At 65.8% G+C, this 17,453-nt stretch carries 24 protein-coding genes; 19 read left to right on the top strand and 5 right to left on the bottom strand.

Annotation, left to right across the window (positions count from 1 at the left end):
* Positions 1-10 precede the first annotated feature (10 nt).
* The 7 genes from GCU53_RS12005 (at position 11) to GCU53_RS11975 (ending at position 3,196) form a co-directional block, all read left to right on the top strand.
* Positions 11-220, top strand: a complete 210-nt coding sequence (locus tag GCU53_RS12005; protein WP_152387817.1) for a CCE_0567 family metalloprotein — start codon at positions 11-13, stop codon at positions 218-220.
* 286 nt (positions 221-506) lie between these two features.
* Complete coding sequence (fdxB, locus tag GCU53_RS12000; RefSeq protein ID WP_152387816.1) at positions 507-797, top strand: ferredoxin III, nif-specific; 291 nt, start codon at positions 507-509, stop codon at positions 795-797.
* Between the two features lie 12 nt (positions 798-809).
* Positions 810-1,133, top strand: a complete 324-nt coding sequence (locus tag GCU53_RS11995; RefSeq protein ID WP_152387815.1) for a 2Fe-2S ferredoxin — start codon at positions 810-812, stop codon at positions 1,131-1,133.
* Between the two features lie 5 nt (positions 1,134-1,138).
* On the top strand, positions 1,139-1,639 hold the full coding sequence (locus GCU53_RS11990) for a hypothetical protein (RefSeq protein WP_152387814.1): 501 nt from the start codon (positions 1,139-1,141) through the stop codon (positions 1,637-1,639).
* Positions 1,636-2,013, top strand: a complete 378-nt coding sequence (locus GCU53_RS11985) for a hypothetical protein (protein WP_152387813.1) — start codon at positions 1,636-1,638, stop codon at positions 2,011-2,013. Before GCU53_RS11990 ends, GCU53_RS11985 begins: the two co-directional genes overlap by 4 nt.
* Entirely contained in the window at positions 2,010-2,768 is a 759-nt protein-coding gene (locus GCU53_RS11980) for a DUF364 domain-containing protein (RefSeq protein WP_208845226.1), read from the top strand. Before GCU53_RS11985 ends, GCU53_RS11980 begins: the two co-directional genes overlap by 4 nt.
* Positions 2,765-3,196, top strand: a complete 432-nt coding sequence (locus tag GCU53_RS11975) for a hypothetical protein (protein ID WP_244306735.1) — start codon at positions 2,765-2,767, stop codon at positions 3,194-3,196. Before GCU53_RS11980 ends, GCU53_RS11975 begins: the two co-directional genes overlap by 4 nt.
* Positions 3,197-3,244: 48 nt before the next feature.
* On the opposite strand, the gene GCU53_RS11970 is transcribed toward GCU53_RS11975, so the two are convergent.
* Together GCU53_RS11970 and modC are read right to left on the bottom strand one after the other, a co-directional pair.
* Complete coding sequence (locus GCU53_RS11970) at positions 3,245-3,463, bottom strand: Nif11-like leader peptide family natural product precursor (protein ID WP_152387812.1); 219 nt, start codon at positions 3,461-3,463, stop codon at positions 3,245-3,247.
* 178 nt (positions 3,464-3,641) lie between these two features.
* A complete protein-coding gene (gene modC, locus GCU53_RS11965) occupies positions 3,642-4,718 on the bottom strand; it encodes a molybdenum ABC transporter ATP-binding protein (protein ID WP_152387811.1) in 1,077 nt (358 codons plus the stop codon).
* A gap of 373 nt (positions 4,719-5,091) precedes the next feature.
* On the opposite strand from modC, the gene GCU53_RS11960 reads away from it, so the two are divergent.
* The 12 genes from GCU53_RS11960 (at position 5,092) to GCU53_RS11905 (ending at position 15,019) form a co-directional block, all read left to right on the top strand.
* Positions 5,092-5,853, top strand: coding sequence for a hypothetical protein (locus tag GCU53_RS11960; protein WP_152387810.1), 762 nt, complete (start codon positions 5,092-5,094; stop codon positions 5,851-5,853).
* Positions 5,854-6,094: 241 nt separating this feature from the next.
* Positions 6,095-6,418 carry a HesB/IscA family protein gene (locus tag GCU53_RS11955; protein ID WP_039800873.1) on the top strand — a complete coding sequence of 108 codons (324 nt, stop codon included), beginning with the start codon at positions 6,095-6,097 and terminating at the stop codon, positions 6,416-6,418.
* Between the two features lie 64 nt (positions 6,419-6,482).
* On the top strand, positions 6,483-7,424 hold the full coding sequence (nifU, locus tag GCU53_RS11950) for a Fe-S cluster assembly protein NifU (protein WP_152387809.1): 942 nt from the start codon (positions 6,483-6,485) through the stop codon (positions 7,422-7,424).
* A 1-nt stretch (position 7,425) separates the two neighbouring features.
* The gene (nifS, locus tag GCU53_RS11945) at positions 7,426-8,634 is read left to right on the top strand and encodes a cysteine desulfurase NifS (RefSeq protein ID WP_152387808.1); all 1,209 of its coding nucleotides are present in this window, start codon (positions 7,426-7,428) and stop codon (positions 8,632-8,634) included.
* Positions 8,635-8,703: 69 nt separating this feature from the next.
* Positions 8,704-9,858, top strand: coding sequence for a homocitrate synthase (nifV, locus tag GCU53_RS11940; protein WP_152387807.1), 1,155 nt, complete (start codon positions 8,704-8,706; stop codon positions 9,856-9,858).
* A complete protein-coding gene (gene cysE / locus GCU53_RS11935) occupies positions 9,855-10,652 on the top strand; it encodes a serine O-acetyltransferase (protein ID WP_152387806.1) in 798 nt (265 codons plus the stop codon). Before nifV ends, cysE begins: the two co-directional genes overlap by 4 nt.
* A 28-nt stretch (positions 10,653-10,680) precedes the next feature.
* On the top strand, positions 10,681-11,220 hold the full coding sequence (locus GCU53_RS11930; RefSeq protein ID WP_152387805.1) for a tetratricopeptide repeat protein: 540 nt from the start codon (positions 10,681-10,683) through the stop codon (positions 11,218-11,220).
* Positions 11,217-11,564 carry a nitrogenase-stabilizing/protective protein NifW gene (gene nifW, locus GCU53_RS11925; RefSeq protein ID WP_039800887.1) on the top strand — a complete coding sequence of 116 codons (348 nt, stop codon included), beginning with the start codon at positions 11,217-11,219 and terminating at the stop codon, positions 11,562-11,564. Before GCU53_RS11930 ends, nifW begins: the two co-directional genes overlap by 4 nt.
* A 19-nt stretch (positions 11,565-11,583) precedes the next feature.
* The gene (locus GCU53_RS11920) at positions 11,584-12,060 is read left to right on the top strand and encodes a nitrogen fixation protein NifZ (RefSeq protein ID WP_152387804.1); all 477 of its coding nucleotides are present in this window, start codon (positions 11,584-11,586) and stop codon (positions 12,058-12,060) included.
* Positions 12,050-12,931, top strand: a complete 882-nt coding sequence (gene nifM / locus GCU53_RS11915; RefSeq protein ID WP_152387803.1) for a nitrogen fixation protein NifM — start codon at positions 12,050-12,052, stop codon at positions 12,929-12,931. Before GCU53_RS11920 ends, nifM begins: the two co-directional genes overlap by 11 nt.
* Positions 12,924-14,246, top strand: coding sequence for an ATP-dependent Clp protease ATP-binding subunit ClpX (gene clpX, locus GCU53_RS11910; RefSeq protein WP_152387802.1), 1,323 nt, complete (start codon positions 12,924-12,926; stop codon positions 14,244-14,246). The genes nifM and clpX overlap by 8 nt, the downstream gene beginning before the upstream one ends.
* A 230-nt stretch (positions 14,247-14,476) precedes the next feature.
* Positions 14,477-15,019, top strand: coding sequence for a flavodoxin (locus GCU53_RS11905; protein WP_152387801.1), 543 nt, complete (start codon positions 14,477-14,479; stop codon positions 15,017-15,019).
* Positions 15,020-15,373: 354 nt separating this feature from the next.
* Here GCU53_RS11905 and GCU53_RS11900 read toward each other — a convergent pair whose 3' ends face one another.
* The 3 genes from GCU53_RS11900 to GCU53_RS11890 form a co-directional block, all read right to left on the bottom strand.
* Positions 15,374-15,754, bottom strand: coding sequence for a hypothetical protein (locus tag GCU53_RS11900; RefSeq protein WP_152387800.1), 381 nt, complete (start codon positions 15,752-15,754; stop codon positions 15,374-15,376).
* Positions 15,755-16,257: 503 nt separating this feature from the next.
* A complete protein-coding gene (locus GCU53_RS11895; RefSeq protein WP_152387799.1) occupies positions 16,258-16,647 on the bottom strand; it encodes a hypothetical protein in 390 nt (129 codons plus the stop codon).
* A 335-nt stretch (positions 16,648-16,982) separates the two neighbouring features.
* Positions 16,983-17,444, bottom strand: coding sequence for a hypothetical protein (locus tag GCU53_RS11890; protein ID WP_208845224.1), 462 nt, complete (start codon positions 17,442-17,444; stop codon positions 16,983-16,985).
* Between the last annotated feature and the right edge of the window lie 9 nt (positions 17,445-17,453).

Here is a 17,453-nt window from a genome sequence, read left to right as displayed (position 1 = left end):
GAGGACACCGATGACCGAAGAAGACATCAAGGCCTTGAAGAAAGAGGTCAGCCAGAAGAAGCGCATCGCGACCGAGTGGGCTTCGCAGATCCACGACCTGGTCGAGGATCGCCTGTTCAATGATTACGACTCGCTGCCGGAGCTGGCCCGCCAGGCGCACCAGGCCTGTGTCGAGTGGGCCGAAGCCAAGGCGCGTCTCGACGCGACCGGCGCCGCCTAGCCGGGCGGCGGCTTTCGCCGCAGAACGGCACGTCCGCGCGGCGTGCCCGGACCCGGGCTCACGAGGCCCGGCTCCTCTACACCAGGGCCTTGTCGGCCCGAACCCCTGCAGCCCGTCCCTGGCGGCGGGCAGCTGCCGCCCATGCCCACGAAGCCGGGCGGTGTCCGATCCAGTCGGGCAGCAACGAACACAACCTGAGAGCGGGCTTCGAACCGCCTTTATCGTTTATCGATTTCGACAACCGTTTGGCCTCCGCCACCGTGAAGGGGCGGGCAGGAGAAAGTAGATGGCTATGATTACCGGGCGTACCCGTGGCGGCGCCGAGTGGGTTCCGCAGTTTATTAGCGCAGTGAATCCGCAGACCTGCATCGGCTGCGGCCGCTGCTACAAGGTCTGTCCGCGCGACGTGTTCGAACTGGTCGACCGCGCCGACGTCATGGAAGCCGACGACGACCATGACGACGACGATGAAATGATGGTCATGGCCGTCAAGGATGGCCAGGACTGCATCGGCTGCACCTCGTGCGCCAAGGTCTGCCCCAAGCAGTGCCACACCCACGAAGCCGCGGCGGCTTGAGGAGACAGCATCATGGCCAAGCCTGAGTTCCACATCTTCATCTGCGGTCAGAACCGTCCCGCCGGCCATCCGCGCGGCAGCTGCGGCGCCAAGGGTGCCGAAGGCGTCTACAACGCCTTCGCCCAGGTGCTGATCCAGAAGAACCTGACCAATCGCATCGCCCTGACCACCACCGGCTGCCTCGGCCCGTGCCAGGCCGGCGCCAACGTGCTGATCTACCCCGGGGCGGTCATGTACAGCTGGGTGGAGCCCGCCGACGCCGCGACCATCGTCGAGCAGCATCTGCTGGGCGGCGAGCCCTACGCGGACAAGCTCACCCCTGCCGAGATCTGGTAACCGACATGGCCGATGTGCTGCTGTTCGCCGGCGAGCGGGCGTTCTTCTCCGACAACACGCCCCAGCCGCTGCGCTATCTGCTCAACAACGCCCTCTGCGCCGGGACTCCCGATGCCGTCGAGGCGCTGTTGCTGGAGGCGCGGCGGCGCTGGCCGGAGGAGCCGGACGCGCACATCGGCCTGTACAAATTCTACTTCGTCAGCAAGCGCTACGAAGAGGCCGAGGCAGCCGTCTGGGCGGCGCTGCGTGCAGCCGCCGGGGTGGCCGGCTTCGACCGCAACTACCGTCGCCTGCACCCGGGCAGTGCCGACTGGAGTCGGCGCCAGGGCGCCGAGCGGCTGTACCTGTTCAGCCTCAAGGCGCTGGGGGTGATCCGCCTGCGCCGCGCCAAGGTGGCGATGGCCCGGCAGGTGCTGGAAAAGCTGCTGGAGCTCGACCCCGGCGACGAGATCGGCGGCGGTGCCTTCCTGCACATCGCCCGTTCCTTCGAGGAGGATGCCGCTTGACCAATGCGATGCTTGAGAAGCGTCTGGAAGATGCCCGGCCGCTGTTCGCGGAAATCTGGCAGAGGCTGGCCGACAGCCTGTGCGAGGCCGGACTCGACCAGGGCCTGGCGGTGTCCGGCACGTCGCCTGCGCGCGTCGAGCTGCGCGAGGACTCCTACGATCGCAGCCAGTCCCTGTATGCCGAATGGCGCACGCCGGGCGGCGGCTATCTGGGCAGCGTGCTGATCCATGGCGATGGCCAGGCCTTCGCCGAGTTCGACGTGCTGCTGCCGCACCCAGGCAAACCGAAGTGGGTGATCGAGGCGGCTACCGCCTGGGGCTATCGGGGTGCGCTGAAGAGCGAACTCCGCCTGCTGCCGGCGCTCGACTCATGAACGGCCTGTACGACTGGCTGCTGGAGCATGCCGCCGGCGTCACCCGCGACGAGCCCGTCGAGCGGGTCTGTCTCGGCCTCAGCTGGACCTTGGCGGAGGTCGGCGACGGGCTCGGCTTCGCCTTCGGCCCGCGCCAGGTGCCGCGCACCCTGAGCTGGGCCGGCACCCTGGGCGGCCAGGCGGCGGAGCGCCTCTACCCCTGGCTGCTGTCCTGGAACGCTGCCGAGTCGGCCGTGGGGCTGGCGGTGGTCAATGCGGTGATCAACCGCGCCTCGCCCTGTCTGCGCCAGGCCCAGCCGCTGCGTGGCGAGGCGCCCGGCAACCTGAGCGTGTTCGAGCATTTCCGGCCGCGCCTGGAAGGGCAGAAGGTCGCGGTGATCGGCCACTATCCGGGGCTCGCGCAGCTGTGGAGGGACCTGCCGTACCGCTGCTTCGAGCGCGAGCCGCGGGAGGGCGATTTGCCCGACACGGCCGTCGAGCACCTGCTGCCCGAGGCCGAATGGGTATTCATCACCGCCAGCAGCCTGGCCAACAAGACCCTGCCGCGCCTGCTGGAGCTGTCGTCGCACGCCCAGGTGGTGCTGATGGGGCCGAGTCTGCCGTGGATCTACGACTGGCGACGATTCGGGGTGAACTACCTGGCGGGCGTGCAGGTGCGCGATGCCCGCGCCGTGCGCCAGGTGGTCGCCGAAGGAGGCGGTACCCGGCTGTTCGCCGGGCCGGTGGAATATGCCCTGTTGGGTCTGGACTCATGAACGAACGACAAACCAGTGAAGATTTGGCATGGCGGATCCTGCTCTGTCACAAGCATCCGGTGAGCGCGCGCCTGCGCTTTCTGATCCCGACCGAGGGTGGCGTGGTGCTGCCGCAGGCCCTGCCCAGGCTGGCGGTGATCGCCGAGGATCAGGAGGCGCCCGTGCAGTGCCATCCGGCCAGTGCGCTGCGCAGCCTGCAGGAGACGATGGTGCTCGACTGGCAACTGGAGCTGATCGGCGAGTTCCATCTGAACATGGAGGTGCCGGGGCAGATTATGCCGGTCTATCTGGCCGCCGTGTCCGGGCACGAACTTCCTTCGCCGCCGGAAGGCACCCGCTGGATCGAGCTGACGCAGAGCATCGGCATGCCCTGGCTCGACCGCGAACTGCTGCGGCGCGTCTACGAGTCGCTGATCGGCTTCGGCTGATCGCCGGGCCGAAACGGGTGCCGGGGCGTGGCGCCCCGGCGGACGGGCTCAGGCAGGCAGCAGGGCCTTGGCCATCTTCGGCGACAGCTGGTCCTTGCTGAACTGCGGTTCGTTTGGCGGATACAGCGCATCCTCGATGACGTTGAAGCCGGATTCCTTGATCAGGGCGAGGATGTCGCGGACCTTTTCGCAGGCTTTCAGCTTCTCGGCAAGGGCCGGGTCGGCCTTGGCCTTCTCGGCGAAGGCTTGGATTTCCTTGATTGACATGCACTTCTCTCTTTGTTGGTTGCACAACCCCGGATCGTCGAATCCGCGGGTGCAGGCCTTATGCAACCAGAGTGCCTGTGTGAATTTTCCTATTTAAATCAATGAATTAGCTTTTTATGATTGTTGCATTGACGACAATCGCCAAGGTGCCTTGGCGCAATCGCGACAGCGGTTCGACTCACTCCATCACCGCCACCGACTTGATCTGCGCATACACCCGCCGGCCCGGCATCAGCCCCAGCCGGTCGGCCGACAGGCGGGTGATCCGCGCCAGGATGCAGGCGCTGTTCAGGTCCAGGCGCACCATGACCCGTGCCGAGTCGTGCTCGTGGAACAGGTCGACGATGCGGGCCTGGAGGATGTTGAGAATGCTGCTGTTGTGGGGCAGATCGAGGGAAAGGCTCACGTCCCGGGCGAAGATGCGCACCCGCGTCTCCGCCCCCGGCGGCAGGCGGCTGAGGGCGACGCTGAGGATGCCGCCGGGCACCCGGACGGTGCTCAGCCGGTAATGCAGATCGTGGCGCTCCACTTGGCCGATGAGCACCACTGCGGCTTCGTCCGGATGGCCGAGCGGCAGGCGCGGATCGCTCAGCAACAATTCCGGCGAGCCGCTGGCGAGTGTCTTGCCCTTGTCCAGCAGAACCAGATGATCGGCCAGTCGGGTAACTTCGTCCTGGCTGTGGGTGACGTAAAGCAGAGGAAGCTGCAGCCGCGCGCGCAGCTGCTCGAGAACGGGGAGGATCTCCGCCCGGCTATGACGGTCCAGACAGGCCAGCGGAGCATCCAGCAACAGCAGGTCGGGGCTGGTCAGCAGGGCGCAGGCGATCGCCACGCGCTGGCGTGGGCCGTTGGGAAGCCGCCCGGCCCGCTGGTCGAGCAGATCCTCAAGGCCGAACCGGCCGATCGCCTCGTCGAGGCCGAGGCGCCGTCGGGCGCAGGGTGTACGCCGGTAGCCGAATTCAAGGTTGGCCCGCACGCTCAGGTGCGGGAGCAGCTCGCTGGTCTGGCCGACATAGCCCAGCGCACGCTGGTGGCTGGGACGGAAGCGGATGGCGTCCTGCCAGAGCTGCCCGCGGACCTGGAGAAAGCCTTCGGCCCGCTCCAGTCCGGCGATGGCGCGCAACAGCGTAGTCTTGCCGCTGCCGGAGCGGCCGAGCAGCACGCTGATACCGTTGCCCGGCAGTTGCAGGCGGGCATCGAGCCGGAAGGCCCCTCGCTCCAGGCGCAGCTGCACCTCTATCCCTTGTTCTGGCATCTGAAGTCTCCCGTGCCCGGAGGCCGGAAAAGGTAAAGGACGGTGGGCAGGGCGCGAGTGCCCTGCTGTCGCGCCGGAATGATCCGGGCATGCCGCCTGCCCGCATCTCGCGCTCCGGCTTGCGGGGGGGGGCTCCCCGGAGGGCTTGTCGGCTAGGGGACAAGGTCGATTTATATATGTAGCTTTGTGTATAAGTAGACAAGCCGGAATGCGGCGCAACCCCATGTTTTGCCTAAATTTAACGCATTGGCAGATTCATTGCACCACACACAGTCAGCAATTATTGGTGTCTGTCTTTATATAACGCATGTCTGTCAGCACGGGGCTGCCCGCTGTCGGTCCGTCATGCCGTCACTGCAGGAGGTCCTGGACCATGCTGGAAGCAAGCCGCGCAACCGCACTGCTGCCCGACAGCTTCGCGTTCGCTCGCGACGGCTTCATCCTGCTGCGCGACTGCCTTCCCGAAAGCCTGGTCGACCGGCATGCCGCCGCGGTGGCGGCCTACCGTCTGCGCTGCAAGCCGTCCGGCAGGCAGCCCCAGGCCCATCCGCAGGCGTTGCGCCAGCGCAGCGCCTTCCGCCTGCAGGCGGCCGGCATCCTCGGTCTGGTGCTGCACGAGCGACTGCTCGCGCCGCTGAACATGCTGGCCGGCGAGAGAAGCTATCTGCTCGGCATCGATGCCTTCGAAAGCGCGCCGGTATCGCTCGCCTGCGGTGCCTGCACGGGCGATGCGCCGCACCTGAGCGTCCTGATCGCCCTGCGCTCGGTTCCTCTCGAGGCCGGACTCAAGGTTCAGCCGGGCAGTCATCTGGACAGCCGTCGCTCCCTGCGGCGACTGCTGGCCGGCAATCCGGCACTGGCCGCCCAGCTGCAGCGGATGCACGAGGAGGGTGCGAGTCTGGAGCAGTGGCGCCAGCTCGAGGTGCGCCTGCAGCGGACGCGCGCCCAGGAGTCGTCGGCCGGGCAGGCCATGCGCCTGCTGGCGCTGCGCAAGGGTGACGTGCTGATTCGTCAGCAGGGGCTGCTCGGGGCGGCCGAGCGGGTGGAGCGCAACAGCTGCCTGGTGGTCCGTTATGGTGCGGCGCAGCTGCACCGCACCCCCTATTTCAGCGAAGCGGCCCTGGCCGGCGACTGAGCGTTGCGGCGCGCGGCGCGGGCTGTCGGGCATGCCGTTGCGCATTAGGTCGACAAGCCTTGTCGGAAATCAGACATTCATTGCCACAGGTATTGTTCGCTACACCCAAAGGCTGGCCCTCTAAAAGATAACATATTGATTTTAAAGATTAATTTTTGTGAGTTCGGCGTGGCATGCCGGTTGCAGCAATGAGTTGTGACAGGTTGAGCATGCAACCGCCAAGTTTTGAGGAGACAAGCCGATGATTACCCTGACAGAGAGCGCCAAGAGCGCGGTTACCCGCTTCATCAGCAGCACTGGCAAGCCGGTCGCCGGTTTGCGCATCCGGGTCGAGGGTGGCGGCTGCTCCGGTCTGAAATACAGCCTGAAGCTAGAGGAGGCAGGTGCGGAAGGCGATCAGCTGATCGACTGCGACGGCATCACCCTGCTGGTCGACGATGCCAGCGCTCCTCTGCTCAACGGCGTGACCATGGACTTTGTGGAAAGCATGGAAGGTAGCGGTTTCACCTTCGTCAATCCGAATGCCAGCAACAGCTGTGGTTGTGGCAAGTCTTTTGCTTGCTGATTAGGCAACCCTGAGGTCGCCGGCTGGGCCGGCCCCCAAAGACTCACCGGGAGATGAAGCCGACATGTGGGATTATTCGGAAAAAGTCAAAGAGCATTTCTACAACCCCAAGAATGCCGGAGCCGTGGAAGGCGCCAACGCCATCGGCGACGTCGGATCGCTGAGCTGCGGTGACGCGCTGCGTCTGACCCTGAAGGTGGATCCGGAAACCGACGTGATCCTGGATGCCGGCTTCCAGACCTTCGGCTGTGGCTCCGCCATCGCCTCCTCCTCGGCGCTGACCGAGATGGTCAAGGGGCTGACCCTGGACGATGCGCTGAAGATCAGCAACCAGGACATCGCCGACTACCTCGACGGCCTGCCGCCGGAAAAGATGCATTGCTCGGTGATGGGCCGCGAAGCTCTGCAGGCCGCCGTGGCCAACTACCGCGGCGAAGTGCTCGAGGACGACCACGAAGAGGGCGCGCTGATCTGCAAGTGCTTCGCCATCGACGAGGTGATGGTCCGCGACACCATCCGTGCCAACAAGCTGTCCACCGTTGAGGACGTGACCAACTACACCAAGGCCGGCGGCGGCTGCTCGGCTTGCCACGAGGGCATCGAGCGCGTGCTGACCGAAGAGCTGGCCGCTCGTGGTGAAGTCTTCGTCGCCGCGCCGACCAAGGCGAAGAAGAAGGTCAAGGTTCTCGCTCCCGAGCCGGCTCCCGCTCCGGTGGCCGAGGAGACTCCGGCAGCTCCGCCGAAGCTGAGCAACCTGCAGCGCATCCGCCGCATCGAGACCGTGCTGGCAGCGATCCGTCCGACCCTGCAGCGCGACAAGGGCGACGTCGAGCTGATCGATGTCGACGGCAAGAACATCTACGTCAAGCTCACCGGCGCCTGCACCGGCTGCCAGATGGCCTCCATGACTCTCGGCGGCATTCAGCAGCGCCTGATCGAGGAGCTCGGCGAGTTCGTCAAGGTGATCCCGGTCAGCGCCACGGCTCACGCCCAGATGGAGGTGTGACATGGCCGACATCTATCTCGACAACAACGCCACCACCCGCGTGGACGACGAAGTCGTCCAGGCCATGCTGCCGTTCTTCACCGAGCAGTTCGGCAACCCCTCGTCGCTGCACAGCTTCGGCAACCAGGTCGGCCTGGCGCTGAAGAAGGCCCGTCAGAGCGTGCAGAAGCTGCTCGGCGCCGAGCACGACTCGGAAATCATCTTCACCTCCTGTGGCACCGAGTCGGACTCCACTGCGATCCTCTCGGCGCTCAAGGCCCAGCCCGAGCGCAAGACCGTGATCACCACCGTGGTCGAGCACCCGGCGGTGCTGAGCCTGTGCGACTACCTCGCCAGCGAGGGCTACACCGTGCACAAGCTGCCGGTGGACAAGAAGGGCCGCCTGGATCTGGACCACTATGCCAGCCTGCTGAGCGACGACGTCGCCGTGGTGTCGGTGATGTGGGCCAACAACGAGACCGGCACCCTGTTCCCGGTCGAGGAAATGGCGCGCATGGCCGACGACGCCGGCATCATGTTCCACACCGATGCCGTGCAGGCCGTCGGCAAGGTGCCGATCGACCTGAAGAGCTCGGCGATCCACATGCTCTCGCTGTCGGGTCACAAGCTGCACGCGCCCAAGGGCGTCGGCGTGCTCTACCTGCGCCGCGGCACCCGCTTCCGCCCGCTGCTGCGCGGTGGCCACCAGGAGCGCGGCCGCCGGGCCGGCACCGAGAATGCCGCCTCCATCATCGCCATGGGCGTCGCCGCCGAGCGCGCGCTCGAGTTCCTGGAGCACGAGAACACCGAGGTCAAGCGCCTGCGCGATAAGCTGGAGGCCGGCATCCTCGCCGCCGTGCCGCATGCCTTCGTCACCGGCGACCCGGACAACCGCCTGCCCAACACCGCCAACATCGCGTTCGAGTACATCGAGGGCGAGGCCATCCTGCTGCTGTTGAACAAGGTCGGCATCGCCGCCTCCAGCGGCTCGGCCTGCACCTCCGGCTCCCTGGAGCCCTCCCACGTGATGCGCGCCATGGATATTCCCTACACCGCCGCCCACGGCACCGTGCGCTTCTCCCTGTCGCGCTACACCACCGAGGAGGAGATCGACCGGGTGATCCGCGAGGTACCGCCGATCGTGGCCCAGCTGCGCAAGTTGTCGCCCTACTGGAGCGGCAACGGTCCGGTGGACGATCCGGGCAAGGCCTTCGCGCCGGTCTACGGCTGAGCCGCCGTCCTGCGGGAGCGCATCCCGCAGGCAATCGCCCCCATCCCGCCCGAGTTGTTGGAGAAAGCCATGGCTAGCGTGATCATCGACGACACCACCCTGCGTGACGGTGAACAGAGTGCCGGGGTCGCCTTCAATGCCGACGAGAAGATCGCCATCGCGTGGGCGCTCGCCGAGCTGGGCGTGCCGGAGCTGGAGATCGGCATTCCCAGCATGGGCGAGGAGGAGCGTGAGGTGATGCGGGCCATCGCCGGTCTCGGTCTGCCGTCGCGCCTGCTGGCCTGGTGCCGGCTGTGCGACGTCGATCTCGCGGCGGCGCGCTCCACGGGGGTGAGCATGGTCGACCTCTCGCTGCCGGTGTCCGACCTGATGCTGCGCCACAAGCTCAACCGCGACCGCGACTGGGCCTTGCGCGAGGTGTCCCGCCTGGTCGGCGAGGCGCGCATGGCCGGGCTCGAGGTGTGCCTGGGCTGCGAGGACGCCTCGCGGGCGGATCTGGAGTTCATCGTGCGGGTGGGGGTAGTGGCGCAGGCCGCCGGTGCCCGCCGCCTGCGCTTCGCCGATACCGTCGGGGTGATGGAGCCGTTCGGCATGCTCGACCGCTTCCGCTTCCTCCGCCAGCGCCTGGACATGGAGCTGGAGGTGCACGCCCACGACGACTTCGGCCTGGCCACCGCCAACACCCTGGCCGCGGTGATGGGCGGGGCGACCCACATCAACACCACGGTCAACGGGCTCGGCGAGCGTGCCGGCAACGCTGCGCTGGAGGAGTGCGTGCTGGCGCTCAAGAACCTCCACGGCATCGACACCGGTATCGACACCCGTGGCATCCCGGCCATCTCGGCGCTGGTCGAGCGGGCTTCCGGGCGTCAGGTGGCCTGGCAGAAGAGCGTGGTCGGCGCCGGGGTGTTCACCCACGAGGCCGGCATTCACGTCGACGGACTGCTCAAGCACCGGCGCAACTACGAAGGGCTCAATCCCGACGAGCTTGGCCGCAGCCACAGCCTGGTGCTGGGCAAGCATTCCGGCGCGCACATGGTGCGCAACACTTACCGCGAGCTGGGCATCGAGCTGGCGGACTGGCAGAGCCAGGCGCTGCTCGGCCGCATCCGTGCCTTCTCCACCTGCACCAAGCGCAGCCCGCAGTCCGCCGAGCTGCAGGATTTCTATCGTCAGCTGTGCGAGCAGGGCACCCCCGAACTGGCTGCAGGAGGAATGGCATGAGTCTGCTTGCGCAATGGCGTGAAGACATCCGCTGCGTATTCGAGCGCGATCCGGCGGCACGCACTACCTTCGAGGTGCTCACCACCTATCCGGGCGTGCACGCGATCATGAGCTACCGGCTGGCCAATCGCCTGTGGCGGGCTGGCTGGCGCTACCCGGCACGCCTGCTGTCGTTCGTCGCCCGCATGCTGAGCAACGTGGACATCCACCCGGGAGCCACCATCGGCGAGCGTTTCTTCATCGACCATGGCGCCTGTGTGGTGATCGGCGAGACCGCCGAGATCGGCAACGACGTGACCCTCTACCATGGCGTGACTCTCGGCGGCACCAGCTGGAACAAGGGCAAGCGCCATCCGACGCTGAGCGACGGCGTGCTGGTGGGGGCCGGGGCCAAGATCCTCGGTCCCATCACCGTGGGCGCCAATGCCCGGGTCGGCGCCAACTCGGTGGTGGTCCAGGATGTGCCCGAGGGCTGCACGGTGGTCGGCATTCCCGGCAAGGTGGTCAAGGTGCGCGAAGCCGGCCGTCCGAATCCCTACGGCATCGACCTCGACCATCACCTGATTCCCGACCCGGTGGGCAAGGCCATCGCCTGCCTGCTGGAGCGCATCGACGTGCTGGAGAAGAAGGTCGAGGCGGGCGGGCTGGTCGCCGCCGGCAACCAGCAGCAGTTCTATCAGGGCTGTGCTCCCGACAACAGTATCTGCGAGAGCGATTGCTCCGGCGGCGCCAACGCACTGGCCCAGCAGCCGAGCGGACGCCGGCGGGCCGCGCCTACGCCGGTGACCGAATGAGCGGCAGGTTTACGGGGAGCGATTGACCATGGATCTGCAGGACTTCGACAGCGACAACCTGTACTACGACGAGCCGCTCGCCCCGGAGGTGGCGGCCCGCCTGGTCGCGGCCGCCGAGCAGTACGCCGAGGGCACTGCCGAGCAGCCGCTCCTCGAGGCGCAGGCGCTTGCGCCGGACGATCTGACGGTGCTGGTCGGCCTCTACCGCTTCTACTACTACCAGCATCGCTACCAGGACGCCCTGCAGGTCGCCTGGCGGGCGCTGGAGGTGGTCGGTCCCCGGCTGCTGCTGCCCGCGGACTGGCGCACGATCAATGCCGACCACCTCGTGGTGGCGGTCGAGCGGGGCATCGCGCTCCTGCGTTTCTACCTGCTGGCGCTCAAGGGCGCCGGCTATCTGAGCCTGCGTCTGGGCCGGTTCGAGCAGGGCAAGGCCATGCTCGCCAAGGTCGTCGAGCTGGACACGGAAAACCGCCTGGGAGCCAGGCTGCTGTTGGACGTGCTGGCCGAGCACAGCGCTGAAATCCTGATTTTCCCCACTGCGGCCAACGCGGAGATACGACCATGACCGTGCAACCCTTTTCCCCGGATTCCGACCTGACCCTGGACGAGGCCATGGACGAGCTGGTCTCGGCCGAAGACTTCCTGGAGTTTTTCGGCGTGCCCTTCGATCAGACGGTCGTGCACGTCAACCGCCTGCACATCATGCAGCGCTACCACGACTACCTGACCAAGGCCGGCGATCTGGACGAGCATGACGATCAGGCCCGCTATGCGGTGTTCCAGCAGCTGCTGGCGCGCGCCTACCTGGACTTCGTCGAGTCCGACGCCCTGACCGAGAAGGTGTTCAAGGTCTTCCGCATGCACGAACCGCAGAAGACCTTCGTTTCCATCGACCAGCTGTTGAGCTGAGCACAGAAGGGGAGGCGCCATGCTGCCGCAGTTTGAATATGGTGATGAGGTACGCCTGATCCGCAACGTGCGTAACGACGGCACCTATCCGGGCATGGATACCGGCGCTCTGCTCATTCGCCGCGGTGCGGTGGGCTGCGTGTACGACGTCGGCACCTACCTGCAGGACCAGCTGATCTATCGCGTGCATTTCCTCAACGAGGGGCGCACCGTCGGTTGCCGCGAGGAGGAGTTGATCCTCGCCTCGGCCCCGTGGATTCCCAACCTGTTCGAGTTCCGTGACAACGTGATCGCTACCCGCAGCCTCGCCGTGCGCGGTCAGGTGCTGGTTAAGCGTGGCCAGCTCGGCAGTATCATGAAGGTGCTGCGCGATGAGTCCGAACTCGGTATCCAGTACCACGTGCATTTCGGCGACGGCCTGGTGCTGCAGGTGCCCGAGCAGAGTCTGGTGATGGCCGAGACCGAGGCGGCGATGGAGGTGCTCGATGAGCTTTGAGCGTCCTGCCGATGGCGACAGCCGTTACTACCTGTTGAAGATCGCCCACGAGCAGTTCGGCTGCGCGCCCGGCGAGCTCAGCGAGGAACAGCTCCAGCAGGCCGAGCGCATCATCGGCCGGCAGCGGCACATCGAGGATGCGGTGCTGCGCAGCCCCGACGCGGCCGGTGTGGTGATCCCGCCGTCTCAGGTCGAGGAGGCCTGGACGCACATCGCCAACCGCTACGAGAGTCCTGAGGCCCTGCAGCAGGGCCTCGATGCCCAGGGCCTGGATGCCGTCGGCATGCGCACCATGCTGGCCCGGGAGCTCAAGGTCCAGGCCGTGCTCGACTGCGTCTGCGCCGGTCTGCCGGAGATCAGCGACACCGACGTGAGCCTCTACTACTTCAACCATGCCGAGCAGTTCAAGGTGCCCGCCCGGCACAAGGCCCGGCACATCCTGATCACCATCAACGAGGACTTTCCGGAGAATACCCGCGACGCTGCCCGGACGCGCATCGAGGGCATCCTCAAGCGGCTGCGCGGCAAGCCGGAGCGCTTCGCCGAGCAGGCGATGAAGCACTCCGAATGCCCCACCGCGATGCAGGGCGGGCTGCTCGGCGAGGTGGTCCCGGGGACTCTGTATCCCGAGCTGGACGCCTGCCTGTTCCAGATGGCGCGGGGAGAACTGAGCCCGGTGCTGGAGTCGCCGATCGGTTTTCACGTGCTGTACTGCGAAAGCGTGAGCCCCGCCCGGCAGCTCACCCACGAGGAGATCCTGCCGCGTCTGCGCGACAGGCTGCAGCTCCGGCAGCGCAAGGCGTATCAGCGCAAATGGCTGGAAAGCCTGCTCCAACAAAACGCCACTTTGGAGAACCTCGCCCATGGATAAAACGGACAAACCCTGCTGCTCGTTCTGCGGTGCGGAGAAGAGTCCCAGCGTCCCGCTGATCGCCGGCAACGACGGGCGGATCTGCGAGGCCTGCGTCAAGCTGGCCCATCAGGTGGTCAGCAGCTGGGGGCAGCGGCGCAAGAACCAGCAGATGGCCCCGCAGCTGCGTACCCCTGCGGAATACAAGAAGCACCTGGACGAGTCGGTGATCGGCCAGGAGGCGGCCAAGGAGACCCTGGCGGTCGCGGTCTACAACCATTACCTGCGGCTGCTCAACTGCGACCGCGAACCGGTCTGCCAGCTCGGCGAGCAGGTCGAGCTGGAGAAGTCCAACATCCTCATGGCCGGTCCCTCGGGCACCGGCAAGACCCTGTTGGTGCGCACCCTGGCGCGCATCCTCGGGGTGCCCTTCGCCATGGCCGACGCCACCACCCTGACCCAGGCCGGCTATGTCGGTGACGACGTCGACAGCATCATCACCCGTCTGCTCGATGCGGCCGGCGGCGACGTGCAGCTGGCGCAGTGGGGCATCGTCTACATCGACGAGGTGGACAAGCTGGCCAAGCGCAGCGGTGGCGGTACTGCGGTGCGCGACATCTCCGGCGAAGGCGTGCAGCAGGCCCTGCTGAAGATGGTCGAGGGCACCGAGGTGCGCATCAGCAAGTCCGGGCGGCGCAACGAGCACAGCGAAGAGCAGGTGGTCGACACCCGCAACATCCTGTTCATCGCCGGCGGCGCTTTCCCGGGCCTGGAGGCGATGGTCTCCAGCCGCATCCAGCCGAAGAATACCGGCATCGGTTTCCATGCCCAGCCGCGCCGGGAGACGCCGTCGATCAACGAGCTGATGGCCTCGCTGCTGCCGGACGACCTGCACGAGTTCGGCCTGATTCCCGAATTCATCGGCCGTTTCCCGATCATCACCTTCCTGCAGGAGCTCGACCACGCCACCCTGCTGCGCATTCTCACCGAGCCGCGCAATGCGCTGGTCAAGCAGTACAAGCAGCTGTTCGCCTATCAGGGCATCGAGCTGGTGATCACCGATGCGGCCCTCAGTTACATCGCCGACCAGGCGCTGGCCCGCAAGACCGGGGCCCGTGGCCTGCGCGCGGTACTGGAGGCGGCCCTGCAGCAGACCATGTTCAACATGCCCTCGCAGCCGCAGCTGCGCGGTTGCACGCTGGACCTGGTCGAGCGCGGGGATGGCGGCCGTTCGCTGGAGGTCTTGAGCCGGATGGCCGAGGACGGCAGCGAGCGGATCCAGCCCGGTTCGTCCCCCATCGTGGAGGAAAAATCCGCACTGTCGGCCGATCTTTGAGGTGTTGTAAAAACGACAAGGCCTGCTTGCCTGCCGCACCCATATCGTCGCATTTGCGACAGGACTTTTTGTTGTCAGAAAAAAAGCTTTTAAATCAATAAGTTGGTAAATGCGTTCGGGGTTTGGCGAGTGGTCTGCTTCTTGCTACTACTCACCGGTCAGCCAGGTGTGCAAGCCCGGAGCCTGGCGCCCCGACCACGAATCTCATGCACGCAGCCAGAGGTTAAGTTATGGCCAAGATTGGACTCTTCTTCGGTAGCAACACCGGTAAAACCCGCAAGGTCGCCAAGTCGATCAAGAAGCGTTTCGACGACGAAACCATGTCCGATGCAGTGAACGTCAACCGCGTCTCTGCTGAAGACTTCGCCCAGTACCAGTTCCTGATCCTGGGTACTCCGACCCTCGGCGAAGGCGAGCTCCCCGGTCTGTCCTCCGACTGCGAGAACGAGAGCTGGGAAGAGTTCCTGCCGAAGATCGAAGGCGTGGACTTCAGTGGCAAGACCGTGGCTCTGTTCGGTCTGGGCGACCAGGTCGGCTATCCCGAGAACTTCCTCGATGCCATGGGCGAACTGCACGCCTTCTTCACCGAGCGCGGTGCCAAGGTCGTAGGCTCCTGGCCGACCGACGGCTACGAGTTCGAAAGCTCCACGGCTGTGGTCGATGACAAGTTCGTCGGTCTGGCGCTGGACCTGGACAACCAGAGCGGCAAGACCGACGAGCGCGTCGCCGCCTGGCTGGCACAGATCGCTCCCGAGTTCGGGCTGTCCCTGTAAGGGTCGATCCGGTCATGCAGCTTCGCTGCATGACCGGTGATTGATCGGCATCGTCATCCTTCGCCTTTCCCTCGCTTTCCTGTCCGTGCGCCGTCCGGCGCATGCTGCCGCACTGCAGGGCTGCCGGCTCTTTCGGCCGGATTCTGCTCCCGCATCTGGTCTACCGTCTCTTGTTCGATCAGGGCTTCGGCACCATATGGTGTCCCGTATCGGCATGCCTGCCGGACAGATCCGCTTGTCTGTCAGGAGGCCTCGCTGCCGATGGCGAACGAGGCCTGGGGGTGGAAATGCGTCAGGTCTGCCCGGATGGGAGGACGGACAGACCCGACGACTTAAAGGGTTGCGAAGGCGAACTCAGCGGTAGCTGACGCCGGCATCGGCCAGGGTGGTGGCCTCGCGATACACGCGGTTGCCACGGGTTTCGACCTTCTCGCCGATGGCCAGTTCGTTGTCCGGGGAGCGCAGCACCCTCTCCTCGCCGTCGGCGGTACGGACCTTGTAGGCCCGTTCGCTGAGGCCGGCGGCATCCTGGGCTTCGCCGCCGAACAGCGCGCCGATGCCGGCACCGACCAGCATGCCGATCGGTCCGCCGATGGCGCCGACCATCATGCCGCTCATGCCGCCGACCGACTTGCCGGAGGTCTGGTCCTTGGTTTCCTCGAGGACTTCGGCGGCATGTGCACCGCCGGCGGCCAGCAGGGTGAGGGTCAGGGCCAGGGTGCCGAGCTTTTTCATGGCGGGTCCTCCGAGGAAGCGTTCAGCAGTCTTTGCTCTTTAGCTATCCACGAAGCGTGCCAGATGAATATTCCTTAAGAATCAATTGCTTATATTTCAATGGAGAACCTGTTAAGCGACAAAGTGTGGCGATGCCGACAAGGCATTGTCTGCTTTCGTACAAAAACATGCGCTTTAGTTGATCAGGATCAAGAAAGCTTTCGTGATTTTATGCTTCGGCTGTTGTGGGTGGCCAATAGCTAGCGTCGTATCCCCTCGAGAGAGGATGCAGGTGGGGGGCGACTTGTCCCTTGCGCTCCGGGGGCACTCCGCGCGCTTGGTCGAGCAGCGGATGCGGGCCGGTATTGCCGCAGCGGTCTGTCAGTCGATCGCCTGGGTGTCTGATCGTCGCCAGAAGGAGGGCTGGAAAGCGCAGCTGGCGCCGGCTCCCTGGTTTGCTGAAAGGTGCCCGGAAGTGGCTGGGGCCCTGCAGAGGGCCCGCCAGGGAGGGAGGGGATCGTATTTCAGTGGACGGTGCGCAGGGTTTCGCGGGCGTCGGCCAGGGTGGTGTTCTCGGGATAGGCACGGTTGCCGCGAGTCTCGACTTTCTCGCCGATCGCCAGTTCGTTGTCCGGGGAGCGCAGCACCTTTTCCTTGCCGCCGGCAGTGCGGACCTTGTAGGCCCGCTCGCTGAGGCCGGCGGTATCCTGAGCCTCACCGCCGAACAGCGCGCCGATCCCGGCGCCAACCAAGGCACCGATCGGGCCGCCGATGGCGCCGATCATCATGCCGCTCATGCCGCCGACCGACTTGCCGGCAGTCTGGTCCTTGGCTTCCTCGAGAACCTCGGCGGCCTGTACGCTGCCAGTGGCCAGCAAGGCGAGGGTTAGGGTGAGGGTGGCGAATCTTTTCATGCGGCTTCCTCCATGGGGGCGTATCGAATTCTCTGCCCATGTCCATCCACGAAGCATGCCAGTCGGTGATGTTCCAAAAATCAAGTACTTGGCGAATATGGTTGCTCGGGCAGCCGACAAAGTGTTGCGATGGCGACTGGAGCTTTGTCGGGATCCCGCCAGAAGAGGCGCATTTTCTGGTCCAGCTCAGGTCGGCCGCGCCTGATTCGTGCGTCTGCAGCCAGGCGTTGGATATCGGGCCGAGCTGTGCTCATTGTCCGTGGGGCGCCTTTGCGAGAGTCAGGAGCTGATCCGGAGAGCCTGGCGGGGGGGGCTCGGGAAGGGGCGGCTGGCGTTCAAGACGAAGGGGAGATGACGGCCCGGTCGGAGGCTCCGGGCCGGAACAGTCCTCGGCGCAGGATGCGGGCATCCGTTGTTGGCATCGGCCAGGGCGGCGTCAAGAACCTTGGGGTGCGGGCGGTTGCCGCGGATCTCGACCTGGCCCCCGATGGCGAAGCGGCGGTTGGGGGGGGCGCACAGTCTTCACCTTGCCGCTGCCCGGTCCGCGCCTGATCGGCAGGATAGCTGGCGCCGGCTGCGGTGCCGATGCCCATGCCGCCCACTGCCTTGCCGGAAGTCCGCTCCTGGGGTTCCTCGAACATCTCGGCAGCGTTGATGCCGCCTGCGCCGAGCAGGCCGAGGGTCAGGGCCGGGATGTCGAGTTTTTTCGTGGCGGTTCCTGCGGAGACGTTTCGGTGGGCTTCATCCAGCTTGCTCCACGAAACATGCCAGACGGCCGGCCATGCAAAATCAACCATTTGGCTCTG

The organism is Azotobacter salinestris (assembly GCF_009363155.1).
GTDB classification, from domain to species: Bacteria; Pseudomonadota; Gammaproteobacteria; order Pseudomonadales; family Pseudomonadaceae; genus Azotobacter; species Azotobacter salinestris.
This window is presented reverse-complemented; position numbering and strand designations above follow the sequence as displayed.

What these genes read in the sequence shown, in the direction of transcription:
- GCU53_RS12005 (WP_152387817.1), top strand. Translation starts at nt 11, where the DNA reads ATGACCGAAGAAGACATCAAGGCCTTGAAGAAAGAGGTCAGCCAGAAG.
- fdxB (WP_152387816.1), top strand. Translation starts at nt 507, where the DNA reads ATGGCTATGATTACCGGGCGTACCCGTGGCGGCGCCGAGTGGGTTCCG.
- GCU53_RS11995 (WP_152387815.1), top strand. Translation starts at nt 810, where the DNA reads ATGGCCAAGCCTGAGTTCCACATCTTCATCTGCGGTCAGAACCGTCCC.
- GCU53_RS11990 (WP_152387814.1), top strand. Translation starts at nt 1,139, where the DNA reads ATGGCCGATGTGCTGCTGTTCGCCGGCGAGCGGGCGTTCTTCTCCGAC.
- GCU53_RS11980 (WP_208845226.1), top strand. Translation starts at nt 2,010, where the DNA reads ATGAACGGCCTGTACGACTGGCTGCTGGAGCATGCCGCCGGCGTCACC.
- GCU53_RS11975 (WP_244306735.1), top strand. Translation starts at nt 2,765, where the DNA reads ATGAACGAACGACAAACCAGTGAAGATTTGGCATGGCGGATCCTGCTC.
- GCU53_RS11970 (WP_152387812.1), bottom strand. Translation starts at nt 3,463, where the DNA reads ATGTCAATCAAGGAAATCCAAGCCTTCGCCGAGAAGGCCAAGGCCGAC.
- modC (WP_152387811.1), bottom strand. Translation starts at nt 4,718, where the DNA reads ATGCCAGAACAAGGGATAGAGGTGCAGCTGCGCCTGGAGCGAGGGGCC.
- GCU53_RS11960 (WP_152387810.1), top strand. Translation starts at nt 5,092, where the DNA reads ATGCTGGAAGCAAGCCGCGCAACCGCACTGCTGCCCGACAGCTTCGCG.
- GCU53_RS11955 (WP_039800873.1), top strand. Translation starts at nt 6,095, where the DNA reads ATGATTACCCTGACAGAGAGCGCCAAGAGCGCGGTTACCCGCTTCATC.
- nifU (WP_152387809.1), top strand. Translation starts at nt 6,483, where the DNA reads ATGTGGGATTATTCGGAAAAAGTCAAAGAGCATTTCTACAACCCCAAG.
- nifS (WP_152387808.1), top strand. Translation starts at nt 7,426, where the DNA reads ATGGCCGACATCTATCTCGACAACAACGCCACCACCCGCGTGGACGAC.
- nifV (WP_152387807.1), top strand. Translation starts at nt 8,704, where the DNA reads ATGGCTAGCGTGATCATCGACGACACCACCCTGCGTGACGGTGAACAG.
- cysE (WP_152387806.1), top strand. Translation starts at nt 9,855, where the DNA reads ATGAGTCTGCTTGCGCAATGGCGTGAAGACATCCGCTGCGTATTCGAG.
- GCU53_RS11930 (WP_152387805.1), top strand. Translation starts at nt 10,681, where the DNA reads ATGGATCTGCAGGACTTCGACAGCGACAACCTGTACTACGACGAGCCG.
- nifW (WP_039800887.1), top strand. Translation starts at nt 11,217, where the DNA reads ATGACCGTGCAACCCTTTTCCCCGGATTCCGACCTGACCCTGGACGAG.
- GCU53_RS11920 (WP_152387804.1), top strand. Translation starts at nt 11,584, where the DNA reads ATGCTGCCGCAGTTTGAATATGGTGATGAGGTACGCCTGATCCGCAAC.
- nifM (WP_152387803.1), top strand. Translation starts at nt 12,050, where the DNA reads ATGAGCTTTGAGCGTCCTGCCGATGGCGACAGCCGTTACTACCTGTTG.
- clpX (WP_152387802.1), top strand. Translation starts at nt 12,924, where the DNA reads ATGGATAAAACGGACAAACCCTGCTGCTCGTTCTGCGGTGCGGAGAAG.
- GCU53_RS11905 (WP_152387801.1), top strand. Translation starts at nt 14,477, where the DNA reads ATGGCCAAGATTGGACTCTTCTTCGGTAGCAACACCGGTAAAACCCGC.
- GCU53_RS11900 (WP_152387800.1), bottom strand. Translation starts at nt 15,754, where the DNA reads ATGAAAAAGCTCGGCACCCTGGCCCTGACCCTCACCCTGCTGGCCGCC.
- GCU53_RS11895 (WP_152387799.1), bottom strand. Translation starts at nt 16,647, where the DNA reads ATGAAAAGATTCGCCACCCTCACCCTAACCCTCGCCTTGCTGGCCACT.
- GCU53_RS11890 (WP_208845224.1), bottom strand. Translation starts at nt 17,444, where the DNA reads ATGGTTGATTTTGCATGGCCGGCCGTCTGGCATGTTTCGTGGAGCAAG.